We start from the raw sequence: 20,331 nt of genomic DNA on the forward strand, positions 1-20,331 counted from the left end.
AATGCAGCCACAAGATGCGATTAAACCAGATGCAATTAAACCAGCGTCCAGCAAAGCCTATGATTTAGTGATTGTTGGCGGTGGTATGGCAGGTATGGCCTTGGCCGCCGGTTTAGCCCAGACCCATTTAAAGCTCGCCATTGTTGACATAGCTGAACGCCCCCCTAATTGGCAGGCTACGACTTTTAATTCGCGTGTTAGCGCCTTGTCAGAAACCAGTCGCCAGTTATTAGACCGCTTGGGTGCTTGGTCAGCCATGCAAAAACTGCGGGTTAATCCTTATCAAGGAATGCGCGTTTGGGACAGCCAAGGTACGGCAGAAGTAGCGTTTAGTGCTGCTGAAGCAGGCGTTGCTCACTTAGGTTATTTAGTTGAAAACTCGGTAACGCAGCTAGGTTTATTAGACGTGGTGGCTAAGCAAACTAACCTTGACTGGTACCTTGGTGTTGAAGCGGTGGCGATTAGTGACGCTTTAAATAATCAGGGGCAGCGCCGGATCACGTTAAGTAACGGTATTGCTTTAACGGCAGTGCTGATTGTTGGTGCTGATGGTGCCAACTCACGGATAAGAACTTTGGGCGCGTTTAAAACCCGCGAATGGAATTATGGTCATCATGCGCTAGTGACCAGTGTGCGAATGGAAAAATCGCATTCTAATGCTGCTTGGCAAAGCTTTAGCCAGCAGGGTATCTTGGCGTTTTTACCCCTTAATCTGGATGGTGATAACCACTGGTGCTCGATTGTTTGGTCAACACATCCAGAGCAGGCGGCTGAGTTAATGCATTTGGATGCAACGGCTTTTAATCAACGGCTAACAGCGGCTTTTGAAGGGCGTTTGGGGCAGGTTGAGTTTAGTGAAAAGCGCGAAGTTGTGCCTTTGCGCCAACGCCATGCCATTAATTATGTTAAGTCAGGTTTGGTTTTAATCGCTGATGCTGCCCACACAATTCACCCTTTAGCAGGGCAGGGCATTAACTTGGGTTTTGCTGACGTAGCCGCTTTAACGCAGGTGATTAAGCAAGCCGTTATCAATAAACAACCTTTGGGTAGCTTAACGGTTTTGAATGCTTATCAGCACCAGCGTAAGCCTGATAACCTTGCGATGATGGCATTAATGGAAAGCTTTAAGCATTTATTTGCCAGCCAAAATTTACCGGTACTGCTGCTGCGTAATTTGGGTATGAAGCTGGTGAATACTAACCCTTGGATTAAGCGCCAGCTCATTACGCAAGCGCTAGGTTTACGTGTTTTAGCGCAACAGAATAAGCCGCTTTAGTTGTGGATTTTAGTTGCGGCTTTTAAAAATGGCTAAGCCACGTAGTAGATTCAGTGCTTCATTCAGCGGGTAATCTTCAACAGTATCCAAGGGGCTGGCAACTTCTTCATTGAGGGCGGGCGTGGTTTCATTATTTAAGTGCCCGTCTAAGTCGGCTTCTTTAGTTGTTTGATTGGTTTCTAAGGGCGTGATACGCGCGTTAACGACTTCAATATCGGGCTGAATGCCTTCGGCCTGAATTGAGCGACCATTAGGCGTGTAATAAAGTGCGGTGGTCATTTTTATGGCACGGTCATTGTTCAGTGGCAAAACAGTTTGTACCGAACCTTTACCAAAACTGGTCGTACCCATAATTAAAGCCCGTTGATGGTCTTGCAGCGCACCAGCGACTATTTCTGACGCTGAAGCTGAACCTTCGTTAATTAAGACCACTAGCGGTACACCGTCTAAGCTATCACCTGAATTGGCTTCAAAGCGCATTTGCGTATCAGGCAAGCGACCACGGGTATACACAATTAAGCCACCATCTAAAAATACATCGACTACATCAGCAGCCGCCTGCAGTACGCCGCCTGGGTTATTGCGTAGGTCTAAAATCAAGCCTTTTAATGGCGCTTTATTGGCTTTAACTAAGCGATTTAAGGCTTGTTCTACCTCGTTACCGCTGCGGTTTTGAAATTGACTAATGCGTAAATAACCAAAACTGGGTGCTAGTATTTTTTCTTTTACGCTAGTAATGCGAATTAAACCTCGTTCTAAATTAACATTAAAGGGTTGATTAGTATTTTTACGTTGAATGGTTAGCTCAATTTTAGTACCTGGCTCACCGCGCATAAGCTCCATTGCTTTATTAACGGTCATTTCACGCGTAGGGGTGTCGTTAATGCGAATAATTAAATCATGGGGCTGCAAACCGGCACGTGAAGCTGGGGTGTCATCAATGGGGCTAATCACTTTAATGTAGCCTTCTTCAATGCCTATTTCGATACCCAAACCACCAAATTCGCCTTGGGTAGATTCACGTAAATCTTTAAATGCTTCCGGCTCTAGGTAAGCAGAATGTGGGTCTAAGCCGGATAACATACCTTTAACCGCATTTTCTAATAATTCACGATCATCGACTTCATGCACATAGGCTTGTTTAATACGCTCGTAGACTTCTGCAAAGCTGCGTAGTTCATCCAGCGGTAGGTCGTATTGTGGGTCGAGAGGATAGTCTAATTCACCATTACTGTAAGCCGCATGGGTAGGTATAAGTAGCGATAAACCAAGCAGTAATCCAGCACCAAGCCGCAGTAAAGTAGGAGAGTAAGCATTATTGCTAGGTGCAACAAAGGGGTACATAGGATTACCTAAAAGAAAAGAATAAAGTTAAAAGTTAGCGGCGTGCTATCCAGCTTATAGGATCTAAAGGTTTACCAGCACTTCTTATTTCAAAATAAAGACCGTTTTGCTGTTGCCCACCCGTCGCGCCAGCAGTAGCAACGATTTCGCCACCATGCACCCAGTCACCAGGCTCTTTACGCAGGGTCTGATTATAACCATAAAGACTCATGTAACCATCGCCATGATCTATAATTAGCATAAAGCCAAAGCCGCGCAACCAATCGGCAAACACCACTCGCCCACCATGTACTGAATGTACTTCTTCACCTTCACTGGCTTGAATCAGCAGCCCGTGGCTGGTAATGCGATTATTAAACAGTTTGCTACCGTAAGCACTAAGCACTTTACCTTGAATGGGCCAAGGTAATTTGCCGCGCATTTGTGGAAAAGGGCTAGCATCTTTAGGTGGTGGTAATCGAACAATGGCTTCAGTGACGGCTTCTAATAATTGCTCTAAACGTTTTTGGTCGGTTTGTAGTTTTTTAAGTTCATCGCCACGACCGGCAATGTCTTGGCTAAGCTGTTTAACCACCTGTTGACGTTTTTTCTGTTCGGCTAGCAGTTCGTTGCGGCGCACTTGTAAACTGTGCCTAACTTGTTCAAGGGTTTGCCCACGGGTAATGATTTCAGCTTGTACTAAGGTCAATTGCCGAGCAGTACCTAGGTATTGCTCAATCTGGTCGGTTCTTTTTTTATTGATGTAATCGTAATAACGCAGCAGTCGTGCTACGCGGTCAGGTTCTTGCTGGTTCAGCAGCACTTTTAAATATTCTTGCCGCCCCATTGCATAGGCGGAACGAATTTGCTGGCGCAAATAACTGGCTTGCTGGTCAAGCTGGGTTTGTAAACTACGTTGCTCATTGCGTAAGCCCATCAGTCTTCGTTCTAACTCAGAGGCTTCTTTACTGTTATCACTAATGCGTGTCACTAGTTGGCTAATTTGTACTTCGGTACTACGCAGATTATTTTCTAGCGAAGAATGTTCGCCTTGTGCTTCGGTCAGCCAGCTTTGCAGCTTATTAATATCAGTGCGTAGCGCTTGTAATTGCTGTGCACTGACTTCTTCTGGTGCAGCAGCCATTATTGGGTTATTAATTAGCATACTGACTAATAATAAGGTGGCTAAAGTAAGGCGGCGGCGCATCACACGTTTTTGCTTTCTGCCTTCTGTTGGCTGCATTACCAATCTTCCCTATAACTTAATTGAATTCAATCAGCGCTTTACCAGTCATTTCAGGTGGCTGCTCTAAACCCATAACTTTAAGCATTGTGGGTGCTAAATCTGATAAACGCCCACCGTCTAATAAGCGCACATTACGGTTTTTAGGAGGAATATAAATAAGCGGTACAGGGAAGGTAGTATGCGCGGTTTGTGCTTGCCCCGTTACTTCATCCAGCATTTGCTCAGCATTACCATGATCGGCTGTAATAAAACCTTGCCCATTCACTGCTTGTAGCGCTTTTACAACGCGCCCAACACAAGCATCCAGCGTTTCAATGGCTTTTACTGTGGCAGCAAAATCACCCGTATGCCCAACCATATCACCATTGGCATAGTTACAAATAATCGCATCGTATTCGCCGGAATGAATCGCAGCGACTAGCTTATCGGTTACTTCTAGCGCACTCATTTCTGGCTGCAAATCATAAGTTGCTACGGGTGGTGAAGGCACTAACATACGCGTTTCACCAGCATAGGGTTCTTCTTTGCCACCTGAAAAAAAGAACGTAACGTGAGCATACTTCTCGGTTTCAGCAATGCGTAGCTGCGTTTTACCTAAGTTTGCCAAGTATTCGCCCAGCGTGTTGCTTAAATTAGCCGGTGGAAAGGCGGCTCGCGCATGAATATCTTCAGCGTATTGTGTCAACATGACAAAGCTGCTTAAACGTGGCCAAGCACGGCGCGAAAACCCGTTAAAGTCGGCTTCGGTGAAGGCACGGGTGATTTCTCTGGCGCGGTCAGCACGAAAATTCATAAAAATAACCGCATCGTCGTGTTCAATTTGGCAAGGTAAGCCAATTGCGGTTGCTTTTACAAATTCGTCGTTTTCGCCTCGCTCATAAGCGGCTTCAAGCCCAGCAGCAGCGGTTTTGGTATTAAAATCAGCTTGGCCTAGGGTTAGCAAATTATAGGCTTGTTCTACTCTATCCCAGCGGTTATCACGATCCATTGCAAAATAGCGACCAATTAAACTGGCGACTCTGCCAACACCTAAAGCTTTAAATTTACGCTCAGCGGCTTCAATTGACGCTTTAGCGCTACGGGGTGGTGTATCACGACCGTCTAAAAATGCGTGTAAAAAAACCTGTTTAGCACCGCGTTTAACGGCAAGCTCTGCCATCGCAAATAAATGCGCTTCATGGCTGTGTACGCCGCCACCCGACAACAGCCCCATTAAATGTACCGCACCTTGTTTGGCAATCGCTGCATCGACTGCCGCGATTAACGTGGCGTTTTCAAAAAAACTGCCATCTTTTATAGCTTGAGTAACGCGGGTAAAGTCTTGGTAAACCGTTCGCCCAGCGCCTAGATTCATATGCCCAACTTCAGAGTTACCCATTTGCCCTTCTGGCAAGCCAACGTGCAGGCCGTCAGTATGAATTTGACTGGTAGGGTATTTTGCACGCAGGTGATCCATAACCGGTGTTTTGGCATGAAAAATAGCGTTATTGTCGCTGGCTGGGTTATCACCATAACCATCTAAGATAATAAGGGCGGTAGGAAGGCGTTGAGAACTCATGACGTTGTAGGGTCGCTCTTTAAGGTCGGGTTAACGTTAGAATAAGCACAGGTCAGAAAAATTAATTGAGGCACATAATAGCGCTCTCCACCTTAAATCGCCATCTTGCAGATGCCTTGATTGTGACTCTGGTGTATCCTAAACGACAATTTTTCTTCAGGGTTAAGCTTGTCTTAATCTTTAGTCATGGCGTAATAAAAAAGAGATCAGCGATGTTAGAGCAAGTTATTGAATTTAGTATTAACAACCCCATGTTAGTGAGTGCCTTCGTTGTTTTGTTGGCTTTAATTGCGTTTAACGAAAGCCGTACTGCAGGTAATGGTGTTGGCGTAGCAGAAGCCGTGCGTTTTATGAACCGTGATGAAGCGATTGCTATTGATATTCGTGACCGTAAAAACTATACCCAAGGTCACATTGCTGGTTCATTGAATATTCCTATGGCTAACTTAGATTCGCGTCTTCAAGAATTAGAAAAGCATAAAAGTAAGAAAATTATTGTCGTTTGTAACACCGGCACTTCAGCAGGTATGGCAATAGCCAAGTTACAAAAAGCCGGTTTTGAACAAGTGTTACGCTTAAAAGGCGGTATTATGCAGTGGCAAAGCGATGCAATGCCGATGGTTAAAAAATAAATAATCGTAAAAATTAAGGAAACTAAATAATGAGTGAAGCACCCCAAACCCAGTTTGCACTACAGCGCCTTTACCTAAGCGATGTGTCTTTTGAAGCACCTAATAGCCCCGAAGTTTTCATGGTTAAAGAGCAGCCACAGGTTGACGTAAAATTAGATACAAAAAATCGCCAAGTAAGCGAAGACCTTTATGAGGTGACGGTAAAAATTACTGCTCAGGTTACTTTTGGTGAAAAAACGGCTTTTTTAGCGGAAGTTGAACAAAGTGGTGCGTTTCAAATTACGGGCATTGAAGGCGATAACCTAGAGCACGCTTTAGGTGCTTTTAGCCCCAATATTCTTTTCCCTTATGCGCGTGAAGCGATTGATAACCTAGTTGTTAAAGGCGGCTTTCCTCCGTTAATGATTGCGCCGGTTAATTTTGAAGCTATTTTTGCCGAGCGCAAACAGCGTGAAGCACAAACGACGCAATAGATAATATAACGTGCGCCGTTTTTATTCCCCTCAACCCTTGGCTGGTAAGGCTCAAATTGAGCTAGACGGTCAAGTGGTGCGTCATATTATTCAAGTGCTACGAATGCAGGCAGGTGAACATTTGCACCTGTTTGATGGGCAGCAGTGTTATTTAGCCAAGCTGTTAGACGGCAATAAAAACCGTGCGCTGTTGCAGCTATTAGAGCCTATTGCCGCCGCCGCGCCTTCGCCTTTAACCACCCACCTTGGGCAAGCCATTTCCAAAGGCGACAAGATGGAATGGATTATTCAAAAAGCCACCGAGCTGGGCGTAACCGAGCTTACTCCTTTGTATACCCGCCAAGGTGATGTGCGTTTAAAAGGTGAGCGGGAACAAAAAAAGCACCAGCAATGGCAGCAAATTGCGATTAGTGCTTGTGAACAAAGTGGGCGCAATGACGTGCCAATCATTCACCCGCCCCAAGTTTTAAATGACTGGTTAGGGCAACGGCAAGAAGCCATGAAACTCTTGCTGCACCCGCACGGTCAAAGTGGCGAGCTGGCAGTTAAAGAAGTCAGCAGTGTTGCTTTATTAATTGGCCCTGAAGGTGGTTTGACGGAAGCCGAAGCCCAAGCAGCCAAGCAACAAGGTTTTACTGGTCTGCGTTTAGGCCCTAGAATTTTAAGAACTGAAACAGCACCGCTAGCCGCACTAACCCTAGTGCAGCACTGGTGGGGTGACTTTAAGTAATGATTTTAAGTAGTGGTATTTAAAAATTAAGCCAGTGTGGAGGCAAAATGACTAAGCAGGTTGTGGTTGGTGTGGTAATGGATCCAATAGCGGATATTACTTACAAAAAAGACACCACGCTGGCGTTATTACTAGCTGCTAAAAAGCGTGGCTGGAAGCTTAAATACATGGAAATGGGTGATTTACACCTACGCCAAGGCAAAGCTTGGGCGCTGATGGCAGACCTAGACGTGTTTGCTAATCCAGAAAAATGGTTTGAATTAGGCGAATCCCAAGCCGCTTCTATGGCTGAACTAGACATTCTGCTTATGCGTACCGATCCACCTTTTGATGGCAACTTCTTAACCTCGACTTGGTTATTAGAAGCCGCCGAGCGTGAAGGTGTACTAGTGGTTAATAAGCCACAAAGCCTGCGTGACTGTAACGAAAAGCTGTTTGCCCAAGAATTTCCAGACTGTTGCCCACCCACCTTGGTTAGCAGCAATAGCGAGTTAATTCGCGCCTTCCATAAAGAACACCAAGACATTATTTTAAAGCCGCTGGATGGCATGGGCGGTATGGGCATCTTTCGTGTGAAAGAAGAAGGCTTAAATCTGGGTGCAATAATTGAAGAATTAACCGACAACAACCAGCGCCAAATAATGGTGCAAAGGTTTGTGCCAGAAATTAAAGACGGTGATACCCGTATTCTAGTGATTAACGGTGAAGCCGTGCCTTATGGTTTAGCGCGAGTACCTATGGCGGGCGAAACCCGTGGCAACCTAGCCGCCGGTGGCAGTGGCATTGCTCGTAAGCTAACCGAACGTGATTATTGGATAGTGAACCAAGTTGCGCCGGTACTTAAAGCCAAGGGCCTAATGTTTGTTGGTTTAGACGTTATCGGCGATTACCTTACCGAAATTAACGTCACTAGCCCCACCTGTGTGCGTGAATTAGACGCACAATGCGGCTTAGACATTGGTGGTCAATTAATGGCTTACTTGGCTGAACGCCTAGGTCGCGGTTGATTGTCAGCTGGGTTGACTAAACGCGTAAAATGGCAGCGCCCTATTTTTTGGACGCTGTTAATTGCTTTACTGCTGCACCTCTTGTTATTACTGATTGCTTCTTCACCCGAGGAAGACGACCTTCAGCAAACCTTTTCTCAGGCCACAGAAGTGCTGCTGTATGATTTAAAAGAACCGATTTTAGAAGAGCCACCGCCTGCTGCTCCTATTCCCGCTGCTATTCCTGTTCCTGTTGAACCTAAATCGCTTTCTGTTGAACCTGTTGCTGAAGAACCTGTTGCTGAAGTAATTAAAGAAGAAGTGACTAAAGCTAAACCACATTTTTCAAAAAGTTTAATTACTCGAAGTTTAGAAATTGCCCGTTTAGAAGCAGCGTTAGCAGTGATGCAAAATCACTCGGCACAACGCCCCCGAGTCAGGCGGATTAGTTCTGGCGCACGCATGAGTAGCGAAGAAGCACTGTATTTACGGCAATGGGAAGAAAAAGTAGAAAGGGTGGGTAATTTAAACTACCCCGAAGCAGCCAGAAGCCAAAATTTGGGTGGGCGTTTACGTTTGCTGGTGGTTATTGCAGCGGATGGGCGTATTTTAGAAGCGCAGTTATTAACGGGTTCAGGTCATACATTGCTAGATGATGCAGCTATACGCATTTTAAACCTAGCAGCGCCCTTTGCACCCTTGCCAGATTCCATCAAAGCACAAGCCGATGTGTTAGAAATTATTCGTACTTGGCAGTTTGGTGATGGTTGGTATGCTAATTGAATTATGCCAATTGAATGAGCCAGCCAACGCAAGGTAATACTAGCGTTAAACGCTTTTATTCACCGTATAATTTCGTCAGAATTACGTCTTGATGCGTTACAAAATAAAGAGAAAACTGTGAATACACTTAGGGATCATTTTTTACTAGCAATGCCACAACTTAAAGACCCGCATTTTGGTGGAAGTTTAACTTACCTTTGTGAACAAAATGCAAAAGGTGCTTTAGGTTTAATCGTCAACAAACCATTGTCACTTACGTTTGCTGAGTTAATGGAGCAGATGGCTATTGAAGCTTCGTCGGATCTTTACGCAGATCGCCCCATTTTTTGTGGTGGGCCAGTGCATGGCGACCGAGGGTTTGTTTTGCATACGGGTGCTGCTAACTGGAAAGCCAGCTTGCCGATTAATGACCAGTTAAGCCTTACTACTTCGTTAGATATTTTAGACGCACTTGCCAAAGGCGAAGGCCCAGAACACTTTCTTATTGCACTAGGCTGTGCGGGTTGGGAAGCTGGTCAACTAGAACAAGAGCTACTCGATAACGCTTGGTTAACCTGTGCTGCCAGTGAAGTCATACTTTTTGCTACCTCAGCAGAAAGCCGCTTAACCGCAGCAGCAACAACACTAGGCATCAACCTAGATTTAATGACAGGGCAAGCTGGTCATGCTTGATAGCACTGTGATTGCTGCCCCTAAGCTGCGCTTAATAATGGCGTTTGATTTTGGTAGCAAGCGCCACGGCGCTGCGCTAGGCAACGAGCTGACGCGCACAGTCAATCCGTTAACCGAGATTCCTGCTAAAGACGGTATTCCAGCGTGGCAAATTTTGGATGCTTTAGTGAAAGAATGGCAGCCTGATGTTTTTGTGGTGGGTTTGCCGTTGGATGAACAACTTGATGAAACGCCGTTAAGCCTGCGGGCTAGAAAGTTTGCACGGCGTTTATTTGGGCGTTATGGCAAAGCTTGCTATGGCATGAATGAACGGGGTTCGACGCGCATTGCCAAAGCAATTGTTAAGCAGCAGGGTGGGCATAAAGGTAATTTTCGTGAGGATCCTGTGGATAGATTGGCTGCAGCGGTTATTTTAGAGGAATGGTTACAGCTAAATCCTAATGGCGATAGCATTTATTTAAAGCAGATTGCTGGACCTGATTTCGTTAAATTTTAAAAGGAGCGACTGACTAAAATGGGAAATCAAAACCAAGCCGTTTTATTACCAAAAGTTTCGCCACTTATTGACAGTCTAGCCATCACGCTAGAAAACTATTTACAGCAGCAGGGCATTACCGAGCCTTTATTGATTGGCATTCATACCGGCGGTGTTTGGGTGGCGGAAGCACTGCACCAAAAAATGCAGATTGCAGCGCCCTTGGGAACGCTAGACATTTCTTTTCACCGTGATGATTATTCTCAAGTGGGTTTTAATGCGAGTGTAAAACCGTCTAATCTACCTTTTGTAACTGAAAACCAACACCTAGTGTTAGTTGATGATGTGTTGATGTCGGGACGAAGCATTCGTGCTGCCATGAATGAAATTTTTGATTATGGTCGTCCTGCCTCTATTACATTGGTTACGTTATTATCTTTGTCGGGTCGAGAGTTGCCCATTCAAGCGGATTGTTGTGCTTTGCATTTAGATTTACCCGCTAATCAACGCGTTAAACTGTCTGGCCCCGATCCGTTAGAATTTAATTTGGTTATTCGTCCTGTTGACACAGAGGAACCTGCATGAGTAGTGCGCTCGATAATCCAAACCACCCCCGCAATATACAGTTAACAGCGGATGGGCGTTTAAAGCATTTTTTAAGCATTAATGGTTTGTCTAAAGCTTTGCTAACAGAAATTTTGGATACTGCAGAATCGTTTGCCAATATGGGCGAACAAGCGGTTAAAAAAGTACCGCTGCTGCGAGGTAAAACCATTGTTAATTTGTTTTTTGAAAATTCTACCCGCACCCGCGCCACCTTTGAATTAGCGGCTAAACGCTTGTCTGCTGACGTGTTAAATTTAGATATTAATACGTCTTCAACCACTAAAGGTGAAACACTGATGGATACGCTACAAAACATTGAAGCTATGTATGCCGATATGTTTGTGGTGCGTCACGCTGATTCAGGTGCAGCCCATTTTATTGCGAGTCAAGTTACGCCTAAAGTTGCCATTATTAATGCCGGTGATGGTCGTCATGCTCATCCAACGCAAGCCATGTTAGATATGTTTACCATTCGTCGCCATAAAGGTGGTTTTGAAGGGCTAAAAGTAGCGATTGTCGGTGATATTTTGCATTCGCGGGTTGCGCGTTCGCAAATTCGCGCCTTGAATGTATTGGGTGCGGCGGAAGTGCGTTTAGTGGCACCTAAAACCTTGTTGCCCGTTGGCATTGAAGAAATGGGCGCCAAAATTTATACCCGTATGGAAGAAGGCATTAAAGGTGTGGATGTGGTGATTATGCTGCGTTTGCAAAAAGAGCGCATGAGCGGTGCTTTGCTTCCTTCTGAATCTGAATTTTACCGCCTGTATGGTTTAACGACGCAAAAGCTGGCTTATGCACATCCAGAAGCAATTGTGATGCACCCAGGCCCGATTAATCGTGGGGTAGAAATAGAATCAGCCGTCGCTGACGGGGCGCGTTCTGTGATTTTGCAACAGGTGGGTTATGGTATTGCTACGCGCATGGCGGTGATGAGTATGGCAATGAGTGGACAGATGCACGAAAGGTCACAAATACAATGAAAATTTCTATTCTAGGCGGGCGTGTTATCGACCCAGCAGCGGCATTAGATCAGGTGCTTGATCTGCATATAGATAAAGGTCATATTTTAGCGCTGGGTGCTTGCCCTGAAGGCTTTAAAGCAGAGCAAATACTGGATGCCACCGGCTTATTAGTGTGTGCCGGTTTTATCGACCTCTGCTGTCATATACGAGAACCTGGCCCCAGTTATAAGGGTAGCATTGCTAGCGAAACTCAAGCAGCTTTAGCCGGTGGCTTTACCCAAGTTTGTGCGCGTCCCGACACACAACCGCCTTTAGATTCACCAGCGGTTATTCGAGTAGTGAAAGAACGAGCGGAACTGGCAGGTCAGGCTAAAGTGCTGCCCATCGGCGCACTCACACAAGGTTTAGCCGGGCAGTTATTAAGCAATATGTCCGCACTACAAGCCGCAGGCTGTGTGGCATTGACTAACTTGCGCCACCCGATTCAAGACAATTTAATTTTGCGCCGTTGTTTAGAATATGCAGCTACTTTTGATTTGTTGGTGATTTTTTACCCAGAAGACCATGCGTTAAAAGGTGCTGGTTTTGCACATGAAGGTGCGCTGTCTTCACAGTTAGGTTTACATGGTATTCCTGAAACAGCCGAAACCCTTGCCGTGGCGCAAACGCTGTTGTTGGTCGAACAAACCGGCATTCGTGCTCATTTTGCACACCTTTCTACCGCCAGAGCGGTTGAGCAAATTGCCGATGCTAAGGCAAAAGGCTTACCTGTAACGGCAGACGTTGCGTTAAGTCATCTATTGTTTACTGATGCCGCTTTAGAATCATTTGATAGCAATTTTCACTTAGAGCCGCCATTACGCAGCGAAAATGACCGTTTAGGTCTGTTACAAGGTTTAAAAGATGGCACGATTGCGGCGGTTTCTAGCAGCCATTTACCCCATGAGCAGGCGGCAAAAATGGCACCTTTTTCTGCTTCAGAAGCAGGCATGAGCAGCCTAGAAGTAGTTTTGCCACAAATGTTAGCACTGGTTGAAGCCGGTTGGTTAAGCCTTGCTGATATGGTAAAGCGTTTGTCGTTAGCGCCAGCTCAAGTGCTAGGCTTAAAATCGGGCACACTGGGTGTTGGTTATAAAGCTGATGTGGTACTCATTGATCCAACGGCTAGTTGGGTATTAAATGAGCAAACGGGCTTTTCAGCCGGACACAACACGCCTTTTTGGAATCAATCGCTGCAAGGCCGTGTGGTGACCAGCCTTGTCGATGGTCAAATTCGTTTTAACTTAAAATAAAGGGTGAGCAACGCTGTGTTTAATTCTCGATTATTAGGTACGAATAGCCTGTGGCCTTTGGGTAAAATTGTCTGCGTGGGGCGTAATTATGCTGAACACGCTGCTGAGCTAAATAATCCAGTACCTGAACAGCCGCTGTTGTTTATTAAACCAGCAACGAGTGCGGTTGCGATGCAAGCGCCTGTGCGATTACCTACAAATGTGGGTGATGTGCATTATGAAACCGAAATTGCCTTATTAATTGGCCAAACGCTGAGCAAAGTTAAGCCTGCCAAAGCTTTGGCAGGCGTGGTGGGTGTGGGATTGGCGCTAGACTTGACTTTGCGTGATTTGCAGTCAGAACTTAAAAAACTGGGGCATCCGTGGGAAAGAGCCAAAGCTTGGGACGGTGCTTGTCCTTTGTCTGACTTTGTTGATGTTGCAGCGGTTAACGACTGGCAAGCCTTAGAATTGAGTTTAAAAATAAATGGCATTGAAAAGCAGCGTGGGCAAGCCAAGCAAATGCTCACGCCGATAGCCGAACTACTTAGTCATATTAGCCAAACTTTTACGCTGCTGGCGGGTGATGTGGTGATTACTGGTACACCCGCTGGTGTGGGTAAGTTAGCGGTGGGCGATCAGTTAGAATTAGCCTTAACTGGCTTGTTGCAGGTAGAAACGCGTGTAATTTAAATAAAGTTATTTTAGCCAAGTGAATGAACAAAGGAATGCGCTAATGACAAGTAACACTTTAGTAACATCAAGCGTAGCAAAAGTAAGCTTGATAACAGCCATGAGTGAGCGGCAAGGATTGCCCGAAAAACTAAGATTATTAGCTGAAAGATTACAAGAAAAATATGCACAGGTAGAACGCTTTTCGATTGCCTTGTATCACCCTGCTACTGATAAAGTACGCACTTTTTTTACCACTAGCCACTGTGATATGGCCATTACTGCGTATGATTTTCGGCTTCAGGATGCGCGATCGCTGTATGCCCTTGCGCTTAATAGAAAGCCTAGAGTTATTCATGATTTGACCGAATTGGTACCGCCTAAAAATTTAGGCGCTGTTAATCCGCATACTTTAAAACTGGTTAGCCAAGGTTGGCGTTCCAGTTTTACGTTACCTTTGTTAGTTGATGACGAGTTGATTGGCTTTGTATTTTTTAACTCGCAAACTATTTGCACTTTTCAAGATGATTTATTAGCAGAGTTAGAGCTGTACTGTCAGCTAATTGCTCAGTTGGTTTACCAAGACCATGCGGCAATCAAAACGTTAACTGCTGCAGTGCGCTCCACCATGTCCTTGTGTGCTAAAAGAGATCCTGAAACGGGCGCTCATTTAGAACGCATGGCGCAATTTTCTCAATTAATAGCCGTTAACTTAGCACCAAAATGGATATTTAGTGATCGCCAATTACAGCACCTGTTGCTGTTTGCACCTCTGCATGATTTAGGCAAAATAGCCATTGCTGACCGAGTGTTATTAAAGCCTGGTAAGCTAACTGATGATGAGTTTAAAGAAATGCAGCAGCACACAGTTAAAGGCTGTGAGCTGTTAAGTTTAGTGATTAATAATCATGGTTTAGAAAGCCTAGATGATATACAAATGTTAAAAAACCTAGTGCTTTACCACCATGAAAAAATGGATGGCACGGGTTATCCAGAAGGATTGAAAGGCGAAGAAATTCCTATTGAGGCAAGGATTATTGCTGTTGCTGATGTTTTTGATGCGCTTACCAGTGAGCGTCCTTATAAGAAAGCTTGGTCAGTGATGGATACCTTGGCAGAGTTACAACGCATGGCAGGCAGCCATTTAGATGCGGATTGCGTGGACGCTTTGGTAAACAACCGTGAACAGGCAGAATACATTCTTAACAAGCTTCGCTGTGAAATAAGCGAAGCCTAGTTAGATTAAGCCTAGCTAGATGATGGCGGCTAAACTAAATGGCATCTTTACCTTTTTCACCAGTACGAATACGAATGATTTGGTCGAGCGGGGTCACAAAAATTTTGCCATCACCAATTTTTCCAGTGTTAGCAACGGTAATAATGGAGTCAATTACTTGCTCTTCCATAGCATCATCTACAGCAACTTCTAATTTTATTTTAGGTAAAAAATCCACTACATATTCAGCACCACGATAAAGTTCGGTGTGCCCTTTTTGACGACCAAACCCTTTTACTTCAGTAACAGTAATGCCTTGTACGCCAATTTCAGAAAGTGCTTCACGTACATCGTCTAGCTTAAAAGGTTTGATAATGGCGGTAATTAGCTTCATTGTTGCTTCCTCGGTAAATGAATAAATATTGCTTAATGGTAAAGCCTCTAGCTATAAATAACCAAAAGAGATGCGATATTTTTTAGGTCAGTAAACTTGATCTAACCCGTTTTTTATAAAAAATCAGCTATGTTAAGCTGCCGATATTAGGAGATAGTATGCTTAAACCTGAGTACTTACAAAAAATAACCAGTGAGATAACTACAAAGTTGGGTAGTTTAAACCAACCTTTACCTACAAGTCAGGCGCTAAAAAATCTAGTTAACGAAATAGTAACAAAGTTAGATTTAGTTAGCCGTGAAGATTACGAGCGTTTGTTGCAGATTCATCAGCGTACACGGCAAAAAGTAGACCAGTTAAATTCGCGCGTAGAGATGTTAGAGGATAGGTTAAAAAACTAGATTAAAACGGTGTTAAAAGAACTCAGTTAAGAGATTACAAGGAGGTTTAAGATGTCGCTGGCATTGGTTGCAAGTCGTGCCCTTATTGGCTTGGATTCACCTGAAGTTCGTGTTGAAGTACATTTGGCTAATGGTTTGCCTGCATTTAATTTGGTTGGAATGCCAGAAGTAGCGGTTAGAGAAAGTCGTGATCGGGTGCGTAGCGCATTAATGACGGCGGGCTTTGAGTTTCCTGCGCGGCGTATTACCGTTAATCTTTCGCCAGCCGATTTGCCTAAAGAAGGGGGGCGTTATGACCTTCCCATCGCGCTAGGTATTTTAGTTGCTTCTCAACAATTACCGCAAAATAGCCTTAATGGCCGTGAGTTTATTGGCGAGCTGGCTTTAAATGGCGAGTTGAGAAAAATAAAAGGCGCATTACCCACGGCTTTATCAACTTCAAAAATAGGTAACTTTTTAGTGCTGCCTGCGGCTAATTTGCCAGAAGTTGGGTTGGTTTCTAGCTTAAAAACGGGTGGCGCTCATCACTTGCTAGATGTTGCTGCAGCGTTGCGGGGTCAAGCCGAGTTCTTAACACCTAGCCACACGCCTTTAGACGTTGTTAGCTTAAATTACACCGATTTATTAGAAGTAAAAGGTCAGCAAGCCGCAAAAAGGGCTTTAATGGTTGCGGCGGCTGGGCAACATAATCTGCTGTTTTGTGGGCCACCTGGCAGTGGTAAAACTTTATTAGCACGCTGTTTATTGGGGTTATTGCCTGAACCCAGTGAAGAAGAAGCCTTAGAAGTTGCCGCGATTCAATCCATCGTTCAAGGGTTTGATGCCAGCACTTGGCGACAACGCCCATTTCGTTCACCCCACCATACGTCATCCGCTGTTGCTTTAGTGGGCGGTGGCAGCAATCCTTTACCCGGCGAAATTTCTTTAGCCCACCGGGGTATTTTATTTTTAGATGAGCTGCCTGAGTTTGGTCGACAAGTTTTAGAAGTGTTGCGTGAGCCTTTAGAAGCTGGCGTGATTCACCTTGCTCGTGCTAAACGCAAGGCAAGCTATCCAGCACAGTTTTTATTAATTGCTGCGATGAATCCTTGCCCTTGCGGTCATTTGGGTGATCCACGCAAAGCTTGTATTTGTCCACAAGGCTTAATTCACCGCTATCAATCACGCTTGTCAGGGCCTTTGTTAGATAGAATTGATTTACACCTTGAAGTACCTGCTTTGCCAGCCGATTGTTTATGGCAACCCGTTGAAGGTGAAAGCTCCGCTCAAGTGCGTGTAAGAGTAAAAGAAGCACGGCAACTGCAAATACAGCGGGCAGGCAAGCCAAATTCACAACTATCACCCACAGAATTAGAAACCTTTGCACCTTTAGGCAAAGAACAACAACAGCTATTAACACGCGCTATGAATAAGATACATCTGTCAGCTAGAGCCGCGCACCGTATAATCAAAGTAGCACTGACTTTAGCTGACTTAGAAACCAAGTCCGTTATAGAGTCTAAACATTTATTAGAAGCACTTAGCTACCGTAAACTACCTTGGTCAGACTAATTTAATGGTATAACTATGCAGTTTCCAACTTTACAATCCCTTGCAACAACACAAGTCATTAGCCTAAACGAACAGGCTAGTTTGGCTGAAGCGCTAAGTCTGATGAATAAACATACCATTCGTAGTTTATTAGTGAACAGCAGTCAGGGTTATCGCTTATTACAAACTAAAGATTTAATGGCGTTTCATTTGCAGGGCATTAATTTTAAGGTGCCTTTAGCGCAAGTATTGCTGCCTAGAGCGTTGCAATTGCCACCTGAAGTTGATGTGCAAGAAGCGATTAAGCTGATTAGTTTGCATCAAGCCGAGCAAGTTTGTTTGATTGATGAAAATGAGCAGCTTTGTGGCATTGTGACTTACACCGATCTAGTACAAAACCTTGATCCTGATGCTTTAGCTGAAAATCAGCGTTTGGGTGATTTATTGCGCGGAATGCAGCTATTGCAGGTTAATAAAGAAATGCCGATTAACCTAGTATTGGGATTGATGCAGCGGCAAGATGTTAATACGGCTTTAATTAGTGAAGATCGTGTGCCTTTAGGTATGCTTACTTTATCGGATGTGATGCGTTTGCTGGATGCTAATTTAGACCTTTCTAGCCGTGTCGATACGGTGATGTCTAGCCCAGTATCCACTTTGTCCGAGTATTTTTCAGTGCGCCAAGCCATTAATAATATGCGTGAACAAGGCTTTAAGCGTTTAGTGGTGGTTAATGATGCTAATAAGGTGGTGGGTTTAATACGCCAGCAAGATTTAGTTAATCTTTATTACAGTCAGTGGTTTGGGCTGATTAAACAGCAGCAGCAAGAGTTGCTCGACAGTAATCAGCATTTGGAACAAAAAGAACAAGCCTTTACTCAGTTGTTAGAAATGTTAGAGTTTCCAGTTTTGTTGTTGAATGCTAAGGGTGAGTTAGATCAGTTTAATCAAGCCGCGCAACAAATTTTTGCTAAAGAAAAACTTTTATCCGGTGTTACATTGCAACGGTTGATGCAAGACAATCCTTCAGCGGCTAATGCTAAAGATTTTTTTATCAAGTTAGATATAGGCCAAGCTTCACGCGCTGAAGTCATGTTTAAATCAGTGACTGGGCATTATCAAGCTTATCAATTAACAGCACGTCCGCTTAATAGTGATGCTAGTCGTGGCTTTATGCTACTTAGCTTTAAGCCACGTCAGGCGATAGAGTCTACTTCAAGTTATTAACAACAGCTAAAGAGGCTTCAGCTTGATTAAGGGTATAAAAGTGCAAGCTGGGCGCGCCACCTTCAATTAGCTGTTGACAAAGGTTAGAAATGACTTCTTCACCAAACTTAATAATGCTGTCGCTATCATCGCCATAAGATTCGAGTTGTTTTCTAATCCAGCGCGGTAATTCAGCACCACAAGCATCAGAAAAACGCGCCAGTTTACTGTAGTTAGTAATCGGCATAATGCCAGGAATAATGGGGATTTCGATACCTTTTGCCCTGACTCTATCTACAAAATAAAAATAAGCATCGGCATTAAAAAAGTATTGGGTAATCGCGCTGTCGGCACCAGCTTGGCATTTACGCACAAAGTTTTGAATATCAACGTCTAGGTTGGCTGCTTGAGGGTGAGATTCAGGGTAAGCAGCCACTTCAATAATAAAATCTTTGCCAAACTCTTGGCGAATAAATGCAACCAATTCATTGGCATAACGCAATTCACCACCCATACCCATACCAGAAGGTAAATCACCACGCAAAGCAACTAAGCGGCGAATGCCCTTGTCTTTGTAGCCTTGTAATTGATTGCGTAATTCGGCACGGCTTGCACCAATACACGACATGTGTGGTGCTGAATCAATGCCGCTTTCACGTAAAGCTAAAACGGTTTGTAAGGTGCCATCTTGGGTAGAACCACCGGCGCCATAGGTAACAGAAAAAAATTCAGGATTCAGGGCAGCAAGCTTATTGCGCACCACTAAAAGCTTTTCTTGGCCTACGGGTGTTTTAGGGGGAAAAAACTCAAAACTAATGGGTATAGAAGGCATGATTATTCTCATTTATATTAATTGGATTCATCTTACCTGCTGATTAAGATGAATAAAATAGCAGTTGCTTGAAACTTATTAGCAGACTGGATGAGATTTATTCATTTAATGAATGATTGAGTGTTTTTTTATAAAAGTCGCTAAAATAATGCCGCTAAAAATAAGCAGCATTCCTGCCCAGTGAAAACCTTCTAGTTGTTCGCCTAAAAAAATACTGGCTAAAATTAAGCCCCAGACTGGAATTAAATGAATAAAATAACCCGCACGGCTTGCGCTAAGCACCTCTACACCACGATTCCAAAATAAAAAAGCACCAATAGATGCAAATAAACCAACATAACCAATACTTAATAAGCTGGTTAGGTTGAAGCTAAAATTGCGTTCTTGTACCAGTAGTTCGTAAAGGTAAAACGGCGTGAGTTGTAGCCAACCAAAAATAACCGTTAACGCAAAAAAAGCCAGCCCACTTAAATCGGTTGGGCGACTGCGTAACATAACGGAATAAATAGCCCAACTAAATACCGCTGCAAGTACCCAAAGATTACCGTTACCACTGCCAAGCTGGTTTAATAATTGACTGGGTTGCCCTTGACTAATCAGCACGCTAATACCGGCAAGTGAAACCGCTAACCCTATAATTTGCTTTGAGCTAATAGCGTCGCCATAAAACCACCAAGAAAAAACTAAAATAAACAGTGGGCAAGCAGATAAAAGTAAAATGCCGTTGCTTGCAGGTAAGGTTTGTAAACCGATATAAACCAGCGTATTAAAACCTGTAACGCCAAACAGTGCCATTAAAGACAACTTAAACCAGTGGGCTTTGATAATGTGTTTGGCGTTCCAAAGCTGTTGCCCAGCAAAAGGAAGAATAATCAACATGGCCAGTAACCAGCGCCACCAAGCTAAGGCTAACGGTGGGATTTCAGTATGCACAGCACGGGCGACAATGAAATTACCACCCCAAAATAAAGTCGTTAAAATCAATAAAAAATAGGCTAGCCACTCAGCTTTTTTAAGACTTACTTGATTAAACATAAAAAACTCATCAGGTTAAAGCAGAAGGATTGAACACAGATTGAAGGCGGTG

General features: G+C 44.2%; 22 protein-coding genes. 16 read left to right on the forward strand and 6 right to left on the reverse strand.

What is annotated here, in order from left to right; genetic code table 11:
• Nucleotide 1 precedes the first annotated feature (1 nt).
• Nucleotides 2–1,276, forward strand: a complete 1,275-nt coding sequence (locus VJY63_RS01670) for an FAD-dependent monooxygenase (protein ID WP_324047993.1) — start codon at nucleotides 2–4, stop codon at nucleotides 1,274–1,276.
• Between the two features lie 9 nt (nucleotides 1,277–1,285).
• Here VJY63_RS01670 and VJY63_RS01675 read toward each other — a convergent pair whose 3' ends face one another.
• The 3 genes from VJY63_RS01675 to gpmI are packed head-to-tail and all read right to left on the reverse strand — an operon-like array spanning nucleotide 1,286 to nucleotide 5,403.
• Complete coding sequence (locus VJY63_RS01675) at nucleotides 1,286–2,620, reverse strand: S41 family peptidase (RefSeq protein ID WP_324047994.1); 1,335 nt, start codon at nucleotides 2,618–2,620, stop codon at nucleotides 1,286–1,288.
• 34 nt (nucleotides 2,621–2,654) lie between these two features.
• Entirely contained in the window at nucleotides 2,655–3,842 is a 1,188-nt protein-coding gene (locus VJY63_RS01680; RefSeq protein ID WP_324047995.1) for a murein hydrolase activator EnvC family protein, read from the reverse strand.
• Between the two features lie 19 nt (nucleotides 3,843–3,861).
• Nucleotides 3,862–5,403 carry a 2,3-bisphosphoglycerate-independent phosphoglycerate mutase gene (gpmI, locus tag VJY63_RS01685; protein WP_324047996.1) on the reverse strand — a complete coding sequence of 514 codons (1,542 nt, stop codon included), beginning with the start codon at nucleotides 5,401–5,403 and terminating at the stop codon, nucleotides 3,862–3,864.
• 212 nt (nucleotides 5,404–5,615) lie between these two features.
• Here gpmI and VJY63_RS01690 point away from each other — a divergent pair, with 212 nt between their 5' ends.
• The 12 genes from VJY63_RS01690 (at nucleotide 5,616) to VJY63_RS01745 (ending at nucleotide 14,902) form a co-directional block, all read left to right on the forward strand.
• Nucleotides 5,616–6,035 carry a rhodanese-like domain-containing protein gene (locus VJY63_RS01690; protein ID WP_324047997.1) on the forward strand — a complete coding sequence of 140 codons (420 nt, stop codon included), beginning with the start codon at nucleotides 5,616–5,618 and terminating at the stop codon, nucleotides 6,033–6,035.
• 29 nt (nucleotides 6,036–6,064) lie between these two features.
• Complete coding sequence (gene secB / locus VJY63_RS01695) at nucleotides 6,065–6,508, forward strand: protein-export chaperone SecB (protein ID WP_324047998.1); 444 nt, start codon at nucleotides 6,065–6,067, stop codon at nucleotides 6,506–6,508.
• A gap of 10 nt (nucleotides 6,509–6,518) precedes the next feature.
• Nucleotides 6,519–7,238: a 16S rRNA (uracil(1498)-N(3))-methyltransferase gene (locus tag VJY63_RS01700; RefSeq protein WP_324047999.1), complete on the forward strand. Its 720-nt coding sequence runs from the start codon at nucleotides 6,519–6,521 to the stop codon at nucleotides 7,236–7,238.
• Nucleotides 7,239–7,285: 47 nt separating this feature from the next.
• A complete protein-coding gene (gshB, locus tag VJY63_RS01705) occupies nucleotides 7,286–8,245 on the forward strand; it encodes a glutathione synthase (protein ID WP_324048000.1) in 960 nt (319 codons plus the stop codon).
• Nucleotides 8,246–8,257: 12 nt separating this feature from the next.
• On the forward strand, nucleotides 8,258–9,007 hold the full coding sequence (locus tag VJY63_RS01710) for a TonB family protein (RefSeq protein ID WP_324048001.1): 750 nt from the start codon (nucleotides 8,258–8,260) through the stop codon (nucleotides 9,005–9,007).
• A 117-nt stretch (nucleotides 9,008–9,124) separates the two neighbouring features.
• Nucleotides 9,125–9,679, forward strand: coding sequence for a YqgE/AlgH family protein (locus VJY63_RS01715; RefSeq protein ID WP_324048002.1), 555 nt, complete (start codon nucleotides 9,125–9,127; stop codon nucleotides 9,677–9,679).
• On the forward strand, nucleotides 9,672–10,175 hold the full coding sequence (ruvX, locus tag VJY63_RS01720) for a Holliday junction resolvase RuvX (RefSeq protein WP_324048003.1): 504 nt from the start codon (nucleotides 9,672–9,674) through the stop codon (nucleotides 10,173–10,175). The genes VJY63_RS01715 and ruvX overlap by 8 nt, the downstream gene beginning before the upstream one ends.
• Nucleotides 10,176–10,193: 18 nt before the next feature.
• Nucleotides 10,194–10,739, forward strand: coding sequence for a bifunctional pyr operon transcriptional regulator/uracil phosphoribosyltransferase PyrR (gene pyrR, locus VJY63_RS01725; protein WP_324048004.1), 546 nt, complete (start codon nucleotides 10,194–10,196; stop codon nucleotides 10,737–10,739).
• Nucleotides 10,736–11,740, forward strand: coding sequence for an aspartate carbamoyltransferase catalytic subunit (locus VJY63_RS01730; protein ID WP_324048005.1), 1,005 nt, complete (start codon nucleotides 10,736–10,738; stop codon nucleotides 11,738–11,740). The genes pyrR and VJY63_RS01730 overlap by 4 nt, the downstream gene beginning before the upstream one ends.
• Nucleotides 11,737–13,014 carry a dihydroorotase gene (locus VJY63_RS01735; RefSeq protein ID WP_324048006.1) on the forward strand — a complete coding sequence of 426 codons (1,278 nt, stop codon included), beginning with the start codon at nucleotides 11,737–11,739 and terminating at the stop codon, nucleotides 13,012–13,014. The genes VJY63_RS01730 and VJY63_RS01735 overlap by 4 nt, the downstream gene beginning before the upstream one ends.
• Before the next feature lie 15 nt (nucleotides 13,015–13,029).
• Nucleotides 13,030–13,686, forward strand: a complete 657-nt coding sequence (locus VJY63_RS01740; RefSeq protein WP_324048007.1) for a fumarylacetoacetate hydrolase family protein — start codon at nucleotides 13,030–13,032, stop codon at nucleotides 13,684–13,686.
• A gap of 43 nt (nucleotides 13,687–13,729) precedes the next feature.
• Nucleotides 13,730–14,902 (forward strand): HD-GYP domain-containing protein, encoded by a 1,173-nt coding sequence (locus VJY63_RS01745; RefSeq protein ID WP_324048008.1) that lies wholly within the window; start codon nucleotides 13,730–13,732, stop codon nucleotides 14,900–14,902.
• Between the two features lie 34 nt (nucleotides 14,903–14,936).
• On the opposite strand, the gene VJY63_RS01750 is transcribed toward VJY63_RS01745, so the two are convergent.
• Complete coding sequence (locus VJY63_RS01750) at nucleotides 14,937–15,275, reverse strand: P-II family nitrogen regulator (protein ID WP_324048009.1); 339 nt, start codon at nucleotides 15,273–15,275, stop codon at nucleotides 14,937–14,939.
• A gap of 158 nt (nucleotides 15,276–15,433) precedes the next feature.
• Between VJY63_RS01750 and VJY63_RS01755 the strand changes: the two genes are divergently transcribed.
• Genes VJY63_RS01755 through VJY63_RS01765 form a run of 3 tightly spaced genes read left to right on the forward strand, consistent with a single transcriptional unit; the run spans nucleotide 15,434 to nucleotide 18,433 of the window.
• A complete protein-coding gene (locus VJY63_RS01755) occupies nucleotides 15,434–15,676 on the forward strand; it encodes an accessory factor UbiK family protein (protein ID WP_324048010.1) in 243 nt (80 codons plus the stop codon).
• A 51-nt stretch (nucleotides 15,677–15,727) separates the two neighbouring features.
• Nucleotides 15,728–17,227 (forward strand): YifB family Mg chelatase-like AAA ATPase, encoded by a 1,500-nt coding sequence (locus tag VJY63_RS01760; RefSeq protein ID WP_324048011.1) that lies wholly within the window; start codon nucleotides 15,728–15,730, stop codon nucleotides 17,225–17,227.
• A 15-nt stretch (nucleotides 17,228–17,242) separates the two neighbouring features.
• The gene (locus tag VJY63_RS01765; RefSeq protein ID WP_324048012.1) at nucleotides 17,243–18,433 is read left to right on the forward strand and encodes a CBS domain-containing protein; all 1,191 of its coding nucleotides are present in this window, start codon (nucleotides 17,243–17,245) and stop codon (nucleotides 18,431–18,433) included.
• Here VJY63_RS01765 and metF read toward each other — a convergent pair.
• Nucleotides 18,417–19,244, reverse strand: coding sequence for a methylenetetrahydrofolate reductase [NAD(P)H] (gene metF / locus VJY63_RS01770; RefSeq protein WP_324048013.1), 828 nt, complete (start codon nucleotides 19,242–19,244; stop codon nucleotides 18,417–18,419). The two genes, VJY63_RS01765 and metF, sit on opposite strands and share 17 nt — an antisense overlap.
• A 105-nt stretch (nucleotides 19,245–19,349) precedes the next feature.
• On the reverse strand, nucleotides 19,350–20,279 hold the full coding sequence (locus VJY63_RS01775; protein WP_324048014.1) for a DMT family transporter: 930 nt from the start codon (nucleotides 20,277–20,279) through the stop codon (nucleotides 19,350–19,352).
• Nucleotides 20,280–20,331 lie beyond the last annotated feature (52 nt).

The organism is Marinospirillum sp. (assembly GCF_035271045.1).
Taxonomy (GTDB): domain Bacteria; phylum Pseudomonadota; class Gammaproteobacteria; order Pseudomonadales; family Halomonadaceae; genus Marinospirillum.